The sequence below is a fragment of the Cupriavidus sp. SHE genome (assembly GCF_000812445.1).
GTDB lineage: Bacteria > Pseudomonadota > Gammaproteobacteria > Burkholderiales > Burkholderiaceae > Cupriavidus > Cupriavidus metallidurans.
The window spans coordinates 17,515-32,385 of the sequence record NZ_JWMB01000008.1 but is presented as its reverse complement, the minus strand read 5'-3'; the positions used below and the strand labels follow the sequence as shown (position 1 = coordinate 32,385).

The 14,871-nt window shown below is 64.3% G+C and carries 13 protein-coding genes; 11 read left to right on the top strand and 2 right to left on the bottom strand.

Going from position 1 to position 14,871, the window contains the following annotated elements; translation table 11 throughout:
• Position 1 precedes the first annotated feature (1 nt).
• The 5 genes from dctP to RN01_RS03585 all read left to right on the top strand — a co-directional run bounded on the left by dctP (position 2) and on the right by RN01_RS03585 (position 6,677).
• Positions 2 to 1,141: a TRAP transporter substrate-binding protein DctP gene (gene dctP, locus RN01_RS03605; RefSeq protein WP_008640993.1), complete on the top strand. Its 1,140-nt coding sequence runs from the start codon at positions 2 to 4 to the stop codon at positions 1,139 to 1,141.
• Positions 1,142 to 1,291: 150 nt separating this feature from the next.
• Positions 1,292 to 2,206, top strand: coding sequence for an EamA family transporter RarD (gene rarD / locus RN01_RS03600; RefSeq protein ID WP_017513102.1), 915 nt, complete (start codon positions 1,292 to 1,294; stop codon positions 2,204 to 2,206).
• A 115-nt stretch (positions 2,207 to 2,321) separates the two neighbouring features.
• On the top strand, positions 2,322 to 3,503 hold the full coding sequence (gene dinB / locus RN01_RS03595) for a DNA polymerase IV (RefSeq protein ID WP_024569230.1): 1,182 nt from the start codon (positions 2,322 to 2,324) through the stop codon (positions 3,501 to 3,503).
• A 60-nt stretch (positions 3,504 to 3,563) separates the two neighbouring features.
• A complete protein-coding gene (locus RN01_RS03590) occupies positions 3,564 to 4,760 on the top strand; it encodes an MFS transporter (RefSeq protein WP_017513100.1) in 1,197 nt (398 codons plus the stop codon).
• Positions 4,761 to 4,904: 144 nt separating this feature from the next.
• Complete coding sequence (locus RN01_RS03585; protein ID WP_017513099.1) at positions 4,905 to 6,677, top strand: cellulose biosynthesis regulator YedQ; 1,773 nt, start codon at positions 4,905 to 4,907, stop codon at positions 6,675 to 6,677.
• Positions 6,678 to 6,738: 61 nt separating this feature from the next.
• Here RN01_RS03585 and RN01_RS03580 read toward each other — a convergent pair whose 3' ends face one another.
• Positions 6,739 to 7,233 (bottom strand): hypothetical protein, encoded by a 495-nt coding sequence (locus RN01_RS03580; RefSeq protein ID WP_024569231.1) that lies wholly within the window; start codon positions 7,231 to 7,233, stop codon positions 6,739 to 6,741.
• Positions 7,234 to 7,645: 412 nt separating this feature from the next.
• On the opposite strand from RN01_RS03580, the gene RN01_RS03575 reads away from it, so the two are divergent.
• The 6 genes from RN01_RS03575 (at position 7,646) to RN01_RS03550 (ending at position 13,864) form a co-directional block, all read left to right on the top strand.
• Positions 7,646 to 8,614: a tripartite tricarboxylate transporter substrate binding protein gene (locus RN01_RS03575; protein WP_008641004.1), complete on the top strand. Its 969-nt coding sequence runs from the start codon at positions 7,646 to 7,648 to the stop codon at positions 8,612 to 8,614.
• A gap of 228 nt (positions 8,615 to 8,842) precedes the next feature.
• Positions 8,843 to 9,316, top strand: coding sequence for a tripartite tricarboxylate transporter TctB family protein (locus tag RN01_RS03570; protein ID WP_008641005.1), 474 nt, complete (start codon positions 8,843 to 8,845; stop codon positions 9,314 to 9,316).
• A gap of 28 nt (positions 9,317 to 9,344) precedes the next feature.
• Positions 9,345 to 10,859, top strand: a complete 1,515-nt coding sequence (locus tag RN01_RS03565; protein ID WP_008641007.1) for a tripartite tricarboxylate transporter permease — start codon at positions 9,345 to 9,347, stop codon at positions 10,857 to 10,859.
• Between the two features lie 105 nt (positions 10,860 to 10,964).
• Positions 10,965 to 11,381 (top strand): PaaI family thioesterase, encoded by a 417-nt coding sequence (locus RN01_RS03560; RefSeq protein ID WP_008641008.1) that lies wholly within the window; start codon positions 10,965 to 10,967, stop codon positions 11,379 to 11,381.
• An 8-nt stretch (positions 11,382 to 11,389) separates the two neighbouring features.
• Positions 11,390 to 12,301: a patatin-like phospholipase family protein gene (locus tag RN01_RS03555; protein ID WP_017512817.1), complete on the top strand. Its 912-nt coding sequence runs from the start codon at positions 11,390 to 11,392 to the stop codon at positions 12,299 to 12,301.
• Positions 12,302 to 12,382: 81 nt separating this feature from the next.
• Positions 12,383 to 13,864 carry an NAD(P)/FAD-dependent oxidoreductase gene (locus RN01_RS03550; RefSeq protein ID WP_017512816.1) on the top strand — a complete coding sequence of 494 codons (1,482 nt, stop codon included), beginning with the start codon at positions 12,383 to 12,385 and terminating at the stop codon, positions 13,862 to 13,864.
• Positions 13,865 to 13,873: 9 nt separating this feature from the next.
• Here the strand turns inward: RN01_RS03550 and RN01_RS03545 are convergent, their stop codons facing one another.
• On the bottom strand, positions 13,874 to 14,782 hold the full coding sequence (locus RN01_RS03545) for a LysR substrate-binding domain-containing protein (RefSeq protein WP_017512815.1): 909 nt from the start codon (positions 14,780 to 14,782) through the stop codon (positions 13,874 to 13,876).
• Positions 14,783 to 14,871 lie beyond the last annotated feature (89 nt).

Below are 14,871 nucleotides of genomic sequence, written 5' to 3'. Positions count from 1 at the left end.
CATGGAACGTCGTTCCTTCCTGTTGAAAGCGTCCGCCGTGGCCGCCACCGGAGCGCTCGCCGCCTGCGGCAAGGAAGAAAAGCCCGCCGCGCCGGCAGCATCGGCCAGCGCCCCAGCCGCCCCTGCTGTCATCGGCAGCAACCCGGCAGTGGAATGGCGGATGGCTTCGAGCTTTCCGAAGTCGCTGGACACCATCTATGGCGGTGGCGAACTGCTGGCGCAACGTGTGAAGGAACTGACGGACGGCAAGTTCAACATCAAGGTATTTGCCGCAGGTGAAATCGTGCCGGGCCTGCAGGTGCTGGACGCCGTGCAGAACCAGACCGTGCAGATCGGCCATACCGCCGGCTACTACTACTTCGGCAAGAACCCGACGCTGTGCTTCGACACGACGATTCCGTTCGGCCTGACCGCGCGCCAGCAGAACGCCTGGATGCTGCAGGGTAACGGCATGAAGCTGATGCGCGAGTTCTTCAAGGAATACAACGTCGTCAACTTCCTGGGCGGCAACACCAATGCGCAGATGGGCGGCTGGTTCCGCAAGGAAATCAAGAGCGTGTCGGATCTGCAGGGTCTGAAGTACCGCATCGCCGGGTTTGCTGGCGTGGTGCTGTCGCGCCTGGGCGTGGTGCCGCAGCAGATCGCCGGTGGCGACATCTACCCGGCGCTGGAAAAGGGCACGATCGACGCAGCCGAATGGGTGGGCCCGTACGACGACGAGAAGCTCGGCTTCTACAAGGTGGCGCCGTACTACTACTACCCGGGCTGGTGGGAAGGCAGCGCTCAGCTCTCGTTCTATGCGTCGGCACCCGAGTTCGAGAAGCTGCCCGCGCTGTACAAGCGCGCGCTGGAAACGGCCACCATCGAGGCCCATACGAACATGATGGCGAAGTACGACACCGTGAACCCGCAGGCGCTGGCCCGTCTGCTGGAAAACGGCGTGAAGCTGCGTCCGTTCTCGAAGGAAATCATGGAAGCCTGCTTCAAGGCCACCCAGGAAGCCTACGCGGACGAAAGCGCCAAGAACCCGTCGTTCAAGAAGATCTTCGACGACTGGCGCGTGTTCCGTAACAACGAAGCCGCGTGGTTCAACGTGGCCGAGCAGGCATTCTCGCAGTTCAGCTTCGCCCGCAAGCTGTAAGCAACAAACGCCCCTCTCCCGCGCGGAGAGGGGCGAGTGGAGAGGGCCGGCACTTTATCCGCTTGCCACGCCCGAAAGGCGCTCACACGCGCTTTCTCCCGCCCCGGTAGAATCCGCCCACAACCGGACATCTACCCGGGACATTTCCCCATGCAACTCGGCATCTTCTACGCGCTGCTCGCGTACATCATCTGGGGCCTGCTGCCCCTCTACATCAAATCCCTGCACGGCGTTGCGCCGCTGGAAATCCTGCTGCATCGCATGGTGTGGTCGCTCGTGTTTCTCGGGGCGATCCTGCTGTGGCGCCGGCATTTCGGCTGGCTTCGCGAGGTGGCGGCCAATCCACGCCTGGTGCTCAATTTCGGAGCCAGCGCGGCCCTGCTCTGCTGCAACTGGTTCCTCTATATCTGGGCCGTTTCCGCCGATCGGGTGGTCGACGCCAGCCTGGGCTACTTCATCAATCCCCTGTTCAGCGTGCTGCTTGGCGTGTTGCTGCTGCACGAGCGGCTGCGCCCCGTGCAATGGCTATCGATCGCAATTGCCGCGGCCGGGGTGATCTGGCTCACGGTGACGGCTGGGCAGTTGCCGTGGATCGCGCTCGGTCTGGCGGCATCGTTCGGCGGCTATGGACTGTTGCGCAAGACCGGTGCCCTGGGGGCGCTGGAAGGGTTGTCACTGGAAACACTATTGCTGTTTCCGTTTGCCGCCGCCGCGCTCGCCTTTCTGTTTCTGACGGGTCAGGACACCACGCGCGCCGCAGCACCGGGTACGCAGGTGCTGCTGGTGATGGCGGGTCCGATTACCGCCGTGCCGCTGCTGTTCTTCGCGGCAGGCGCACGGCGCATTCCGCTGTCGCTGCTCGGGCTGCTGCAGTACGCCGGCCCGACACTGCAACTGGCGCTCGGCATCTGGCTGTACCACGAGCCGTTTCCGCCGCAAAAGCAGATTGGCTATGCGCTGATCTGGGTATCTCTGGCTATCTACGCTGCTGAAGGCCTGCTTGTCAGCAAACTGCTGCAGCAGAAAACTATTAGCGTTAAGAATGAAGTAAGCGAAAGCACATAAAGATCAATCTATTAAGTAAATAATTTGCGGGAGAGCCAGCTGACAGGCCCTCCGCAGAATCCGGGCGCGGCACTATACTGTACGTTTATACAGTACACGATTTTCCCCTTCGTCCATGTCCTCATCCGCACGGCGCATCGCCCATCTCGACATGGATGCCTTCTATGCGTCCGTCGAACTGTTGCGCTACCCGGATCTGCGCGGCCAGGCCGTCGTGATCGGGGGCGGTCGCAACGCCGTGCCCGAGGTCCTGCCCGATGGCACGCGCCGTTATGCGCGTCTGCGCGATTACGCCGGACGCGGCGTCGTGACCACATCCACCTACGAGGCCCGCGCGCTTGGCGTGTTTTCCGCCATGGGGATGATGAAGGCTGCCAAGCTGGCACCCGACGCGATCCTGTTGCCGACGGACTTCGACGCCTACCGGCGTTACTCCGGGTTGTTCAAGGCTGCAGTCAGATCATTCACGGAACAAATAGAAGATCGCGGAATCGATGAGATATATATCGATCTGACTGATATTGATGGTGAGGCGCGCGATGTGGCGGCCCGTATCAAGGCAGCCGTGAACGCCGCCACCGGTCTGACCTGTTCGATCTGCGTGGCGCCAAACAAGCTGCTGGCCAAGATCGGTTCCGAACTCGACAAGCCCGATGGCCTGACGATCCTGACACCGGCCGATATCCCGACACGAATCTGGCCGCTGGCAGCCCGCAAGGTCAATGGTATCGGCCCCAAGGCGGCGGAGAAGCTGGCGGCTATCGGCATCGAGACCGTGGGGCAACTGGCGGAGGCCGACACCGCGCTGCTGCAGGCCCATTTCGGCCGCAATTACGCAAGCTGGCTGGCCGAAGTGGCGAACGGGCGTGACGAGCGGCAGGTCGTGGTCAGCTCCGAACCCAAGTCGATGAGCCGCGAAACCACGTTCGAGCGTGATCTGCATCCGCGCGGCGATCGTCCCGTACTGTCCGAGCAATTCACCCGGCTTTGCATGCGCGTGGCCGAAGATCTGCGGCGCAAGGGCTACGTGGGGCGCACCGTCGGCATCAAGCTCCGTTTCGACGACTTCCACACCGTTACGCGCGACCTGACGCTGACCGCCCACACCGCGGACGGCGCGACGATCCGGCATGGCGCCACCGAGTGCCTCAAACGTATCCCGCTGGAACGACGCATCCGGCTGCTCGGCGTACGCGTCAGCGCGCTGATCCCGGCCGCCGATCAGGGCGATGACCCCGCGCCGGTCCAGGAGGAGTTGCGCTTCGATGCCGAGCCGGATTCCCCGGTTTTCCGTTGAAGCGGGCTTGAATCCCCTGTGTCATACGGGCCTATCTATGTCCCGGTAGAATCGGCGGCCATGACATCCGCCACCGCCCAACGCGCCGACGCCCCTGCCGCCTGGATTACTCCCCTCCTGGCCACCGCGTGCGGCATGATCGTCGCCAACCTCTACTACGCCCAGCCACTGGTCGGTCCGATCGCGCGGGCGCTCCAGCTTTCTCCCGAGATCGCCGGCCTGATCGTCACGCTGATCCAGATTGGCTATTGCGTGGGCCTGCTGCTGCTGGTGCCCTTGGGCGATATCGTCGAGAACCGCAAGCTTGTACTGACGCTGATCGCCGGCTGCGCGGTGGCATTGGTCGCGGCAGCGCTGGCTACCCATGCGAGCGTGTTCCTGATCGCTGGCTGCGCGATAGGCCTGTGCTCGGTGGCTGTGCAGGTACTGGTGCCGTTCGCGGCACACCTCGCGCCCGAACATGCGCGCGGCCGGGCCGTCGGCAACGTGACCAGCGGCCTGCTGATGGGCATCATGCTGGCGCGCCCGGTATCGAGCCTGGTGGCGGACCTGTTCGGCTGGCACACGATCTTCGCCGCGTCGGCCGTGGCCATGGTGCTGCTTGGCGTGGTGCTGTCGCGCAAGCTGCCGCAGCGCCAGCCGGCGCCCGGCGTGAACTATGTCGAGATGCTTGGTTCGATGGGGCACCTGTTGCGCACGCAGCCGGTGCTGCGGCGGCGCGCGATGTACCAGGCGAGCATGTTCGGCGTATTCAGCCTGTTCTGGACCACCACGCCGCTGTACCTGGCCGGGCCTGCCTTCCACATGTCACAGACCGGCATCGCCGTGTTCGCGCTCGTGGGCGTGGCCGGCGCGATTGCCGCGCCGATGGCCGGCCGCTATGCCGATCGTGGCCACAGTCGCCAGATGACCGCCATCGCACTGGCGCTGGGCGCCGGCTCCTTCTTGCTGAGCCGCATCGGCGTCGAAGGCTCGCTCATGTCATTGGCGGCCTTGACCGTCGCGGCCATCGTGCTCGACTTTGCTGTGTCGGCCAACCTGGTGATCGGGCAGCGCGCGATCTTCTCTTTGTCCGCGGAACATCGCAGCCGCCTGAATGGGCTCTACATGGCCATCTTCTTCGTCGGCGGTGCGATCGGCTCGTCGGTTGGCGCATGGGCCTATGCGCGTGCCGGCTGGCCGCTGGCGAGCTGGATCGGCTTCGCCTTGCCGGCCATCGCCCTGCTCTATTTCCGAACCGAGCCTGCAAGCACCTGACAGCGGTTGAATCAGGCGGAAGACGCTCGTCTTCCGTGTACCAGACGTCGTCGTGTGCTCTACACTGTGCCAGCATATCGGTACCATCATTCCTGAATCCGTCGTCGCAGTACCCGCAAGAAGCGGGCTTGCCGGAGACGTCCAATGGCATGGCACAAACTGCTTCCGCGGCCGCGCTGGCTGCCGCGTGCGGCACTGATATATCCGCAGCGCGTGGTGGTGGTGGGATTTGGCCTGGCGATGCTGCTGATGCTTGTCGTGGCAGTGCGCGACCTGTACCTGCTGCGCGAGCGCGTCCTGATCCTGCATCAACACGATCTGGCGCTGCGCGCACTTGGCGCGGAAGCGGTTATCAATGCGGAACGGTTCAAGCTATCGTTCGTGCGCGATTACGCGCAGCAGCTTCTCGAACTCCAGCAGGGTACGAAAGCGTCTACTGACGGCGATGTCGAACGTGCCTATGCGGCACGCAATGAACCTGTCTGGGAATTGCAGGTGCCGCTTGGCGACGCGCCGATCGTGGGGGTGTCGCCCCAGATCCTGAAAGGACTGCAAGGTTTCGAACGCCGCGACGAGGACCTGCGGGCGGATCTGCAGGCCGCGCGTCAGCTCAGCCATGTGCTGGGCGTCAGCCAGCGCAGCGACCGTCCCGATGGCACGGTGACGTTCATCTCGAGCAACGGCTTTTACGTGACATATCCCGCGTTGCCACCGGACAGGGCTCCTGCCCTGATCAAACGCTTCAGCGGGATCGACTATTACCGCAGCCTGCTTCCCGACCGCGACCCCAGCCACGAGATGCGCTGGGCGCAGGTCTACACGCAATTCGAAAGCACGCAACTGCGCACGACACTGAGCGTGCCGGTCTACGTCGCGCAACGCTTCCGTGGCGTGGTGGCCGTGGACCTGGAGATTCGCCGTCTGCGTGACCTGATTGGCTTGCCGGAGATCCTGGGCTCTCATCGCTACCTGCTGGACCGTAATGGCAATGTCATCGTCTCGAGTCAGACCGGAGGCAAGACCAATCTGCGCTGGCCTGACGATTTCGCCGGGGACCTGCGCAATACGGCGGTGTCGGACCTCATCTCGCAAGGCACGGGCATGCGGCACGTCAACGGCCAGTATGTGTATTTCCAGCGCGTGGGCAATGCCGGCAACTGGCTAATGGTGGACACGCTCGACGAATACGATGTCTATGCGACAGTGGCCCGGCGCCTCAGCTTGCCATTGCTGACGATCTGGTTCCTGCTGCCTGTGCTGATGTATGTCACGCTGCGTGTGGTGACGCTGCTGTTTGATCACTATCTGGCCGCCGGCAGGAAACTCCAGCAGATGGCCGAAACCGATCCCTTGACGCAACTGGCCAACCGACGCCGCTTTAGCGAACAGTTCAAAAAGGAGACGGCCCGCCGGCAGCGCGATGGCACGCCGCTGGCCATGCTGATGCTCGACATTGACTTCTTCAAGCGCGTGAACGACAAATGGGGCCACGCCAGCGGCGATTGCGTGCTCATGGCGATGGCGGACCTGATGCGCAAGCACTTGCGCGAGATCGATTTTCCAGCCCGCCTTGGCGGCGAGGAATTCGCGGTACTGCTCCCGGGTGCCTCGTCGGATGAAGCCGTGGCGGCGGCCGAGCGCCTGCGCCTGGCCGTGGAAGCCGCGTCCGTCGAGGCGGCACCCGACGCGCCGCACCCCGATGCGGGCGACGGACGCATCCGCTTCACTGTGTCTATTGGTGTTGCAGAAGCCGGGACCGACGGATGCCAGACACTCGACGCCATGCTGGCAGTGGCCGACCGCCGGCTCTATGTCGCCAAGGAAGCGGGGCGTAATCGGGTATGCGCGACGGATGCGACGGATGCGCCGGTCGGAAGTGCAGCGGTGCCGTCGATGCAGCGACAAGGCAATTCATGACCAGCTCCTTGCGCGGGGATACGGCAAGTGCCCCCCGCGCAAATCCATTGCGCATTTCAACTCAGCGCACGAGAAACGCGATGTCGTCGGCAGTGATGACCGACACCGGAATACCCTTGCGACGCTGAAACAGGATGTGTTGCTGAACGCGGCTGCGTTGCTCGGCGAAGACTGCAGGTTCAATCGCCAGGCCGCTGCGCGCGTAGTGCTGCACCAGCAGCTTGTAGGCGCGATGGCGGATCTGGAGCGTCTCGTTTTCCGCGCGCAGGCGCTGCCATTCGTCGGGGCTCAGGTCGAGCGTGTGATTGAGTTCGTCGACCGTGCGGGAATGCAGGTCGCGATAGAGATCGCGTTCGGCTTCCATGCGGTGCAGTTCGTCACGCAGCGCGGTGATCTTGCGCTGGAGCTTGAGCGATTGGCTGACGGCCGCCTGCATGCCCTTGGCCGCTTCCAGTGCCTGGTTGGCCGCCGCCATGGTGCTTTTCCACAGGCCGCGATCGCTTGCCGCGCCGAGTTCCGGCACCCAGCCGTCCGACGCCTTGATTATCGTATCCATCTTGACCCCAGTGACACCCATTGAAACTTCTGTTTTGTTGGCCGATTCGCATCGTTGTGCGTCGGTCCGGATCGTTCTTGTCATTGCTCCGTCCGTGCGGCAGGCAACTGAAATCCATCGTAGTGAGATGTATGTCGGCCGCCAAGTCAAAGATGTTTAGATCAGATTTCCCCCCCAGCCGGCGATGCCGAAATGCGACAGCGGCAACGACCTGCGACGGCAGACAAAGCAAACAACACCACGTAAACCCCAACACATTTGCTGACGTTTTGACAGGCATTTGACAGTTTCGGCCATCTAGAATTCGGGCCATGATCGCCGATGTCCATGCCGTCGGCAGTCTGGCCAAATACATCGTGGCCGTTCTCTCAGTACAACCACAACATTCCAATAAAGACAGGAGACAGCATTGATGAATCGCTCGTTCGCCCGTTTCACGCACGCCTTCGTCGCCTCTGCGACGCTGGCCGCCGCCGTGGTGGCCGCTCCGGCCTACGCTGTGGACTCCCTCAAGGTCATGATCGGCGCCAACCCCGGTGGCGGTTTCGACCAGACTGGCCGCACCATCGGCGCGGCAATGGTGGCAGCTGGCGCGGCCAAGAGCGCCTCCTATGACAACAAGGGCGGCGCGGGCGGCACCATCGGCCTGACCCAGTTCGTCAACACCGACAAGGGCAACCCGAACGCGCTGATCGTGACCGGCGCTGTGATGGTCGGCGCGATCGAGACGAACCACCCGCCGGTGACCCTGAAGAACGCCACGCCGATCGCGCGCCTGTTCGCGGACACGATGGTGCTGACGGTGCCGGCCAGCTCGCCGATCAAGTCGATCAAGGACCTGACCACGCAGCTGAAGGCCAATCCGGGCAGCGTGAGCTGGGGCGGCGGTTCGAAGGGTTCGATCGACCACATCCTGGCTGGCCTGATCGCCAAGGAAGCTGGCGTGGACCCGAAGAAGATCAACTATGTGCCGTTCCAGGGCGGTGGTGAAGCCTCGGCATCGATCCTGGGCGGTCACGTGACCGTCGGTATCGCTGGCGTGTCCGAGTTCCTGCCGTTCATCAAGACCGGCAAGATGCGCGCGCTGGCCGTGACGTCGAAGGATCGCACCGCCGATATCCCGACGCTCAAGGAGCAAGGCATCAACGTCGAGATCTACAACTGGCGCGGTGTTTATGGCGCGCCTGGCATCTCGGCCGAACAGCGCAAGGCGATGATCGACGCCGTGGTCAAGGGCACCGAGAACCCGGTCTGGAAGGACGCGCTGCAGAAGAACGACTGGACGCCGTTCCTGCTGACCGGCGACGAGTTCGGCAAGTTCGTCGACGCGGAATCCGCCCGCCTGGGTGGCACGCTGCGCGAACTCGGCGTCGCCAAGTAAGACCGCTCCACAGGGGCCCGGCGCGCAAGCCGCGGTCCCCGACGACTAGCAAGCACGCGGAAGTTCGTTTCACCCTGTCGTTCCCGCCCGGCCGCCGACCGTCATGTCCGGCGGTGCGGAGAGCGGCACGGGGCCCGGTGCCGCCACCTGCGATGCACCAAAAACCAAACTATATCGTCACTGGGCCCCGTGACCGTGCGGGTGGCAGGACCATCCGAGAGCCCCATCATGAAACCATCCCACGTCTCCATCGGCGTCGCCATCCTGGCGGTGTCCGCCTTCTTCTTTGCCGGATTGCCGGGTATTTCCGGCGATGAAGGCTATGCCGGCCTGTCGCCGCGCTTCGTCCCCACGCTGGTGGCCATCGGCCTGGCGGTGTGCGGCGCGCTGCTGACGTGGCAAGGCGTGCGCGGCGGCTTCCGCAACATGCCCGAAGAGGATGCCGAACTGCCGTCGGCGCCGCACAACTTCAAGGGCTTCCTGTGGGTGGCGTTGGGGCTGGTGGCCAACATGGCGCTGATCGGCACGCTGGGCTTCGTGTTCTCGTCGACGCTGATGATGGTGTGCGTGGCGCGTGGCTATGGCAGCCGCCGCATCGTGCGTGACGCGCTGATCGGCCTGCTCATCACGGTGCCGATGTGGGCGCTGTTCGAATTCTTGCTCGGCATCAACCTGCCGCTGCTGCCGGTAGCGGGCTTCTGAGCCCGCACCCCAACGGGAGGAACGAAACATGGATACCTTGAACCAGTTGATGCACGGCTTTGCCGTGGCCATCACGCCGCTTAACCTGATGTGGGCCCTGGTGGGCTGCTTCCTGGGCACCGCGATCGGCGTGCTGCCGGGCATCGGCCCGGCGCTAACCGTGGCGATGCTGCTGCCGCTGACCGCGAAGGTGGAACCGACCGCCGCGCTGATCATGTTCGCCGGCATCTACTACGGCGCGATGTACGGCGGCTCGACGACCTCGATCCTGATGAACACGCCGGGCGAGTCGTCGACAATGGTCACCGCGATGGAAGGCAACCTGATGGCCAAGAACGGCCGTGCGGGCCCCGCGCTGGCCACGGCCGCGATCGGTTCCTTCGTGGCGGGCACGATCGCCACGGTGCTGCTGTCGATGTTCGCGCCGGTGGCTGCCGACGTGGCGCTGCAGTTTGGCCCGGGCGAGTACTTCATGATCATGCTGCTGGCCTTCACGACCGTTTCGGCCGTGCTCGGTTCGTCGCTGCTGCGCGGCATGACCAGCCTGTTCCTGGGTCTTGGCATCGGCCTGATCGGCATGGATTCGCTGTCCGGCCAGACACGCTATTCGATGGACGTGCAGGAACTCTACGATGGTATCGACATCGTCGTGGTGGCCGTGGGCCTGTTCGCAGTGGGCGAGGCGCTGTTCAACGCCTTCTTCCCGCAGCCCGAAGGCTCGTTCAACAAACTGAGTTCGGTCCACATGAACAAGTCGGACTGGAAGCGCTCGGTGCCGGCCTGGATTCGCGGTACGGTTATCGGCTTCCCGTTCGGCCTGATTCCGGCCGGCGGCGCGGAGATTCCGACGTTCCTGTCGTATGCCGCCGAGAAGAAGCTGTCCGACCACAAGGACGAGTTCGGCCGCGTTGGCGCGATCGAAGGCGTGGCTGGCCCCGAGGCCGCCAACAACGCCGCGGTGACCGCCACGCTGGCCCCGCTGCTGACGCTGGGCATCCCGACTTCGAACACCACGGCAATCCTGCTGGCGGCGTTCCAGAACTACAACCTGCAACCGGGTCCGATGCTGTTCCAGACCTCGGGTGATCTGGTGTGGGGCCTGCTCGCTTCGCTGTATATCGGCAACGTGATGCTGCTGGTGCTGAACCTGCCGGCAATCGGCCTGTGGGTGCGCATGCTGCGCGTGCCGACGCCGCTGCTGTACGGTGGCATTCTGATCTTCGCCGGCCTGGGTGCGTATGGCATCCGCCAGTCGTGGTTCGATCTGCTGCTGCTGTTCGTGATCGGCCTGCTCGGCATGGCGATGCGCCGCTTCGATTTCCCGACCGCGCCAGTCATCGTCGGCCTGATTCTGGGGCCGATGGCCGAGAAGCAGCTTCGCAATGCGCTGTCGATCGGTCAGGGCGACTGGAGCCTGTTCATCAAGCAGCCGATCTCGGCAACCATCCTGGCCATGACCGTGGCGGTGGTGGTGCTCCCGCGTCTGCTGCGCTGGCACGCCAGCCGCACGACCGCGCGCGCGGAAGCGGACAACGCGGCATAAATCCCAGGTTCCGCCCTTCGGGGCGGCCTGGCGGGTTTGGGCAGGGGGCTTCGGCCCCCTGTATCATTGGCGCAAACAACATCGTGCGCCGAGGAGACACGGACCGTGCCCGAATCCACTTTCACGCTAGCCGACATCGACGCCACGCTCGAACGCGTGCTGGCCCCCTGGGTGCGTGAGCTTGGCCTGCGTGCCGAAGCCGTCGATGCCGATGGCGTGACACTGCGTCTGCCTTTCAGCGAAAGCCTTCGCCACGCCGGCGGCGTGGTGTGCGGGCAGGTGCTGATGTCCGCGGCGGACACGGCGATGATCGTCGCCATCGCGAACGCCCTGGGCAATTTCCGCCCGATGACGACCGTCAGCCTCACCACCAACTTCATGCGTCCCGTGATCGACGGCGATGTGCTTGTGCGCGCCAACGTGTTGCGGCTCGGCAAGACCGTGGTGTTCGGCGAGATCGAACTCACTGGCAAGGACGGCAAGCTCGCCGTGCAGGCCACTACCACCTACGCGCTGCTTTGAACGCCGGCATGTCGACCTCCACTTCCCTCCCTTCGACAGGTGCGCAGCCGTTCGACCAGATCGTTTTCGCTGGTGGTGGCAACCGCTGCTGGTGGCAGGCCGGATGGTGGGACACCGTGGAGCCAGAGCTGAAACTGAGGCCGCGCGTGATCGCCGGCATCTCGGCGGGCGCGGCGACGGCGTGCATGGTCTACGCGAATGATTCGAAGCAGACCATGGCCTACTACCGCGAGGTGCTGGCCAACAATTCGCGCAATGCGTACTGGGGCAACCTGCTGCGGCGCGAACGCGTATTTCCGCACTACGGCATCTATCGCAACGCATTGCTTTCGCTGTTTGGCGACAGCCGTCTGGAGCGATTGCAGGAAGCGCCGGAGATTCGAATCGGCGTCGCGCATATCCCGCGCTGGAGCGGCCCGCGTCTGGCCGTAGCGGCCGGACTGCTCGCGTACAACATCGACAAGCACCTGCTCAAGACACTGCATCCGAGGCTGGGCCGCAAGCTTGGCTTTCATCCGGAGTTCGTGCGCGCGCAGGATTGCCGGTCGCCCGAGGATCTGGCCGATCTGCTGCTGCAATCGGCATCGACGCCACCGTTCACGCCAGTACTTCGCCGGGGTGGCCGCGCGGTGCTCGACGGCGGACTGGTCGACAACGTCCCCGTCGATGCGCTCGATGCCACGCCGGGCAATGTGCTGGTGCTGGTGACCAGGCTGTATCCACGCCCGCGCCGCTTCGTGCTCGAGGTGGACGGCCAGCGTCGCCTGTATCTGCAACCGTCGATGCGTGTGCCGATTTCGAGCTGGGATTACACCCGGCCCGAGGCGATGACGCATGCGTACGACCTGGGCTGCCGCGATGCGGAAACGTTCCTGCGCGAGTGGCCCGAGATCAGAGAGGAGTTGTTGCCGGCGTCTTGAGTGGTATGCGCCAGACTGGCGCCGGTCGATCGTGTGTGCAATGTGCAATGCGGCCAAGGGCTGCCAGGCAAGGAGGCATGAATGACTAAGCGTCAGGCATCAACGGCGACCACCACGAAGACAACGGCAAAAGCCCGGCGCCGCGCCAGTGAGGTTAGCGCGGAGCCGGTTGTCGAGCGTGTGCCGCGCCGCAAGCGTTCCGTGCGGCCCACCACGCGTGAAGCGGATTTCGTCGTGATCGGTGCAGGCTCCGGTGGCGTGGCCGCGGCGCGCCGCGCGGCATCGCATGGCGCACGCGTGATACTGGTCGAGCGCGACGCCATTGGCGGCACCTGCGTGAATCGCGGGTGCGTGCCAAAGAAGATGCTTTCCTATGGCGCGAACTGGGCGTCGATCCTCTCGACGTGCCTGTCGCATACCGGCGGCAAGGAAGACTGGCGTGATGCCAGCGTGCGCGTGAATGCCGAAGTGGCGCGGCTCAATGCGTCGTACACGCAACGGCTCAATGAGGCCGGCGTGGAGATCCTGCATGGCGATGCGCGGCTCAGTGGAGCGGACGAGGTGGTGGTCGGCAACGAGATCATCCGCACGCGCAAGACGCTGATCGCCACTGGCGCGCATCCCCTCGCCCTGCCCGTTCCGGGCGGCGAGCTGGCGAGTTCGTCCGATGACGTGTTCACCTGGCAGACCGTGCCTGCATCCATCGCAGTGATCGGCGGCGGCTACATTGCCGTGGAGATGGCATCGATTCTCTCGCGCTATGGCGTGAAAGTGGACCTGCTGGTGCGCGGGGATCGCCTGCTGCCGAAGTTCGATCACGATATCGCCGAGGCGCTGGCCGAGGCACTCGCGGCAAAGGGCGTGCGACTCCATTTCCGGGCCGACGTGACGATGCTGTCGCAAGCCAACGGCGCGACGGAAGTCTGCTACACGCAGCAGAACAATCCTGGCCGCACGCAGACCGTGCGCGCGCAGGCGGTACTCGCGGCGATCGGGCGTCGGCCCAGCATCGCCGAACTCGGGCTCGATGCGCTTGGCGTGCAGCTTGGCGAACGCGGCGGCATTTGCGTCGATCGGCAGTTCCGCACCACGGTGCGCTCGATCCATGCGATCGGCGACTGCATGGATCGGAATCTGCATCTGACGCCGGTAGCCATCGCGCAGGGGCGCTGGCTTGCCGATCGGTTATTCGGCAAACGTGGTGATATTGCCGATTTCGATTTCGTGCCGACCGCCGTGTTCAGCGAACCCGCGATCGGAGCGGTGGGATTGACTGAGGCACAGGCGATCGAAGCCGCCGGCGGCAGAGCCGATCGCGTGCGCACCGAGATCAAGCGGTTCGTGTCGCTGGAGAACCGCTTCGGCGGTGTGGCGCAGCCCTCGGTATTCAAGCTGGTGTTCAACGCGCGCAGCGGGCGGGTGCTGGGCGCGCACCTGATGGACAACGCCGCGCCGGAGATCATCCAAACCTTTGCCGTTGCACTGCGCCTCGGCGTGAAGGATGCGCATCTGAAGACGACGATGCCACTGCATCCCACGGTGGCGGAGGAACTGTTCGGCTAGGGATGCGAACTAGTCCAGCGCCGGATTCACGCGCGACAGTGCCTCGCGAAACAGGTTCGAGAATCGCGTGGCGGCCAGCGAGAGCGGGTTGTCGCGCAGCGTCACGATGCCGAGCGTCAGGGGCCGCAGTGGTACGTCCACGGGGATGCGCATGAGCTGCCCGGACACGGGACCCACCTTCAGGATGCTGCTCGGGATCGTCGATACCGCATCGGTGCTGACCAGCAGACTCGACGTCACGCCGAACGTATTGGTCTTGATGATGCGCCGGGGAAGCGGCAGGCCGAGTTGCTGCAACTGATCGAGCAGGAAGGTGTGCTGGCTGCCTGGCGATAGCTGCATCAGCCAGTCGCACTCCACCAGTTCTTCCCAGCGCGTGGCGTTGGCCAGCGGGTGTCCACGGCGGCCCGCGATCATGACGTCGAGCGTCTTCAGGGGCTCGAAATCAAACTCGCTACCCAGCGTTTCCGGAATCAGCGCTGCAATCGCGAAGTCGACCGTGCCGGCGCGCAGCGCGGGCAATACCGCGGGCATCAGGCCCTCTTCGAGCGTCAGGTCGGCCAGCGGCATGCTGCGCCGGAAATCTCGCAGGACATCGGGGAGCACACTCAGGAAGACCATCGGCGTCACCGCGACCGACACGCGGGCTTTTTCGCCGCCCATCAACTGACGGATGTCCTGGCGCGCGAGCGTGAGCTGGTTCTGCGACTGCCGCGCGCGGACGGTCAGCTGGCGGCCGCATTCGGTGAGCGTGATACCGCGCGAGCTTCTGACGATCAGCGGCGCATCGAGGTCTTCTTCCAATTCCCGAATGGCCTTCGTAATCGCTGCCTGACTCAGGTGCAGACTGCGCGCGGCGCCACGAATGCTGCCGGTTTCGACCAGCCGTAGCCACGCCTTCAATTGATGGTCCCGCATGTGTGTTGTCTCCCCAGGGCAGGTGTCCTGCCGCGCCGCAAACGATGACAACTTCTAGTGGTCACCATCGGAAAAGTATTGTCTTTTGG

Bases quoted from the DNA above. Each gene is read 5' to 3' on its own strand.
- RN01_RS03590 (WP_017513100.1), top strand. From the start codon at position 3,564: ATGACATCCGCCACCGCCCAACGCGCCGACGCCCCTGCCGCCTGGATT.
- RN01_RS03580 (WP_024569231.1), bottom strand. From the start codon at position 7,233: ATGGATACGATAATCAAGGCGTCGGACGGCTGGGTGCCGGAACTCGGC.
- RN01_RS03550 (WP_017512816.1), top strand. From the start codon at position 12,383: ATGACTAAGCGTCAGGCATCAACGGCGACCACCACGAAGACAACGGCA.
- RN01_RS03565 (WP_008641007.1), top strand. From the start codon at position 9,345: ATGGATACCTTGAACCAGTTGATGCACGGCTTTGCCGTGGCCATCACG.
- RN01_RS03585 (WP_017513099.1), top strand. From the start codon at position 4,905: ATGGCATGGCACAAACTGCTTCCGCGGCCGCGCTGGCTGCCGCGTGCG.
- rarD (WP_017513102.1), top strand. From the start codon at position 1,292: ATGCAACTCGGCATCTTCTACGCGCTGCTCGCGTACATCATCTGGGGC.
- dinB (WP_024569230.1), top strand. From the start codon at position 2,322: ATGTCCTCATCCGCACGGCGCATCGCCCATCTCGACATGGATGCCTTC.
- RN01_RS03555 (WP_017512817.1), top strand. From the start codon at position 11,390: ATGTCGACCTCCACTTCCCTCCCTTCGACAGGTGCGCAGCCGTTCGAC.
- RN01_RS03570 (WP_008641005.1), top strand. From the start codon at position 8,843: ATGAAACCATCCCACGTCTCCATCGGCGTCGCCATCCTGGCGGTGTCC.
- RN01_RS03575 (WP_008641004.1), top strand. From the start codon at position 7,646: ATGAATCGCTCGTTCGCCCGTTTCACGCACGCCTTCGTCGCCTCTGCG.
- RN01_RS03545 (WP_017512815.1), bottom strand. From the start codon at position 14,782: ATGCGGGACCATCAATTGAAGGCGTGGCTACGGCTGGTCGAAACCGGC.
- dctP (WP_008640993.1), top strand. From the start codon at position 2: ATGGAACGTCGTTCCTTCCTGTTGAAAGCGTCCGCCGTGGCCGCCACC.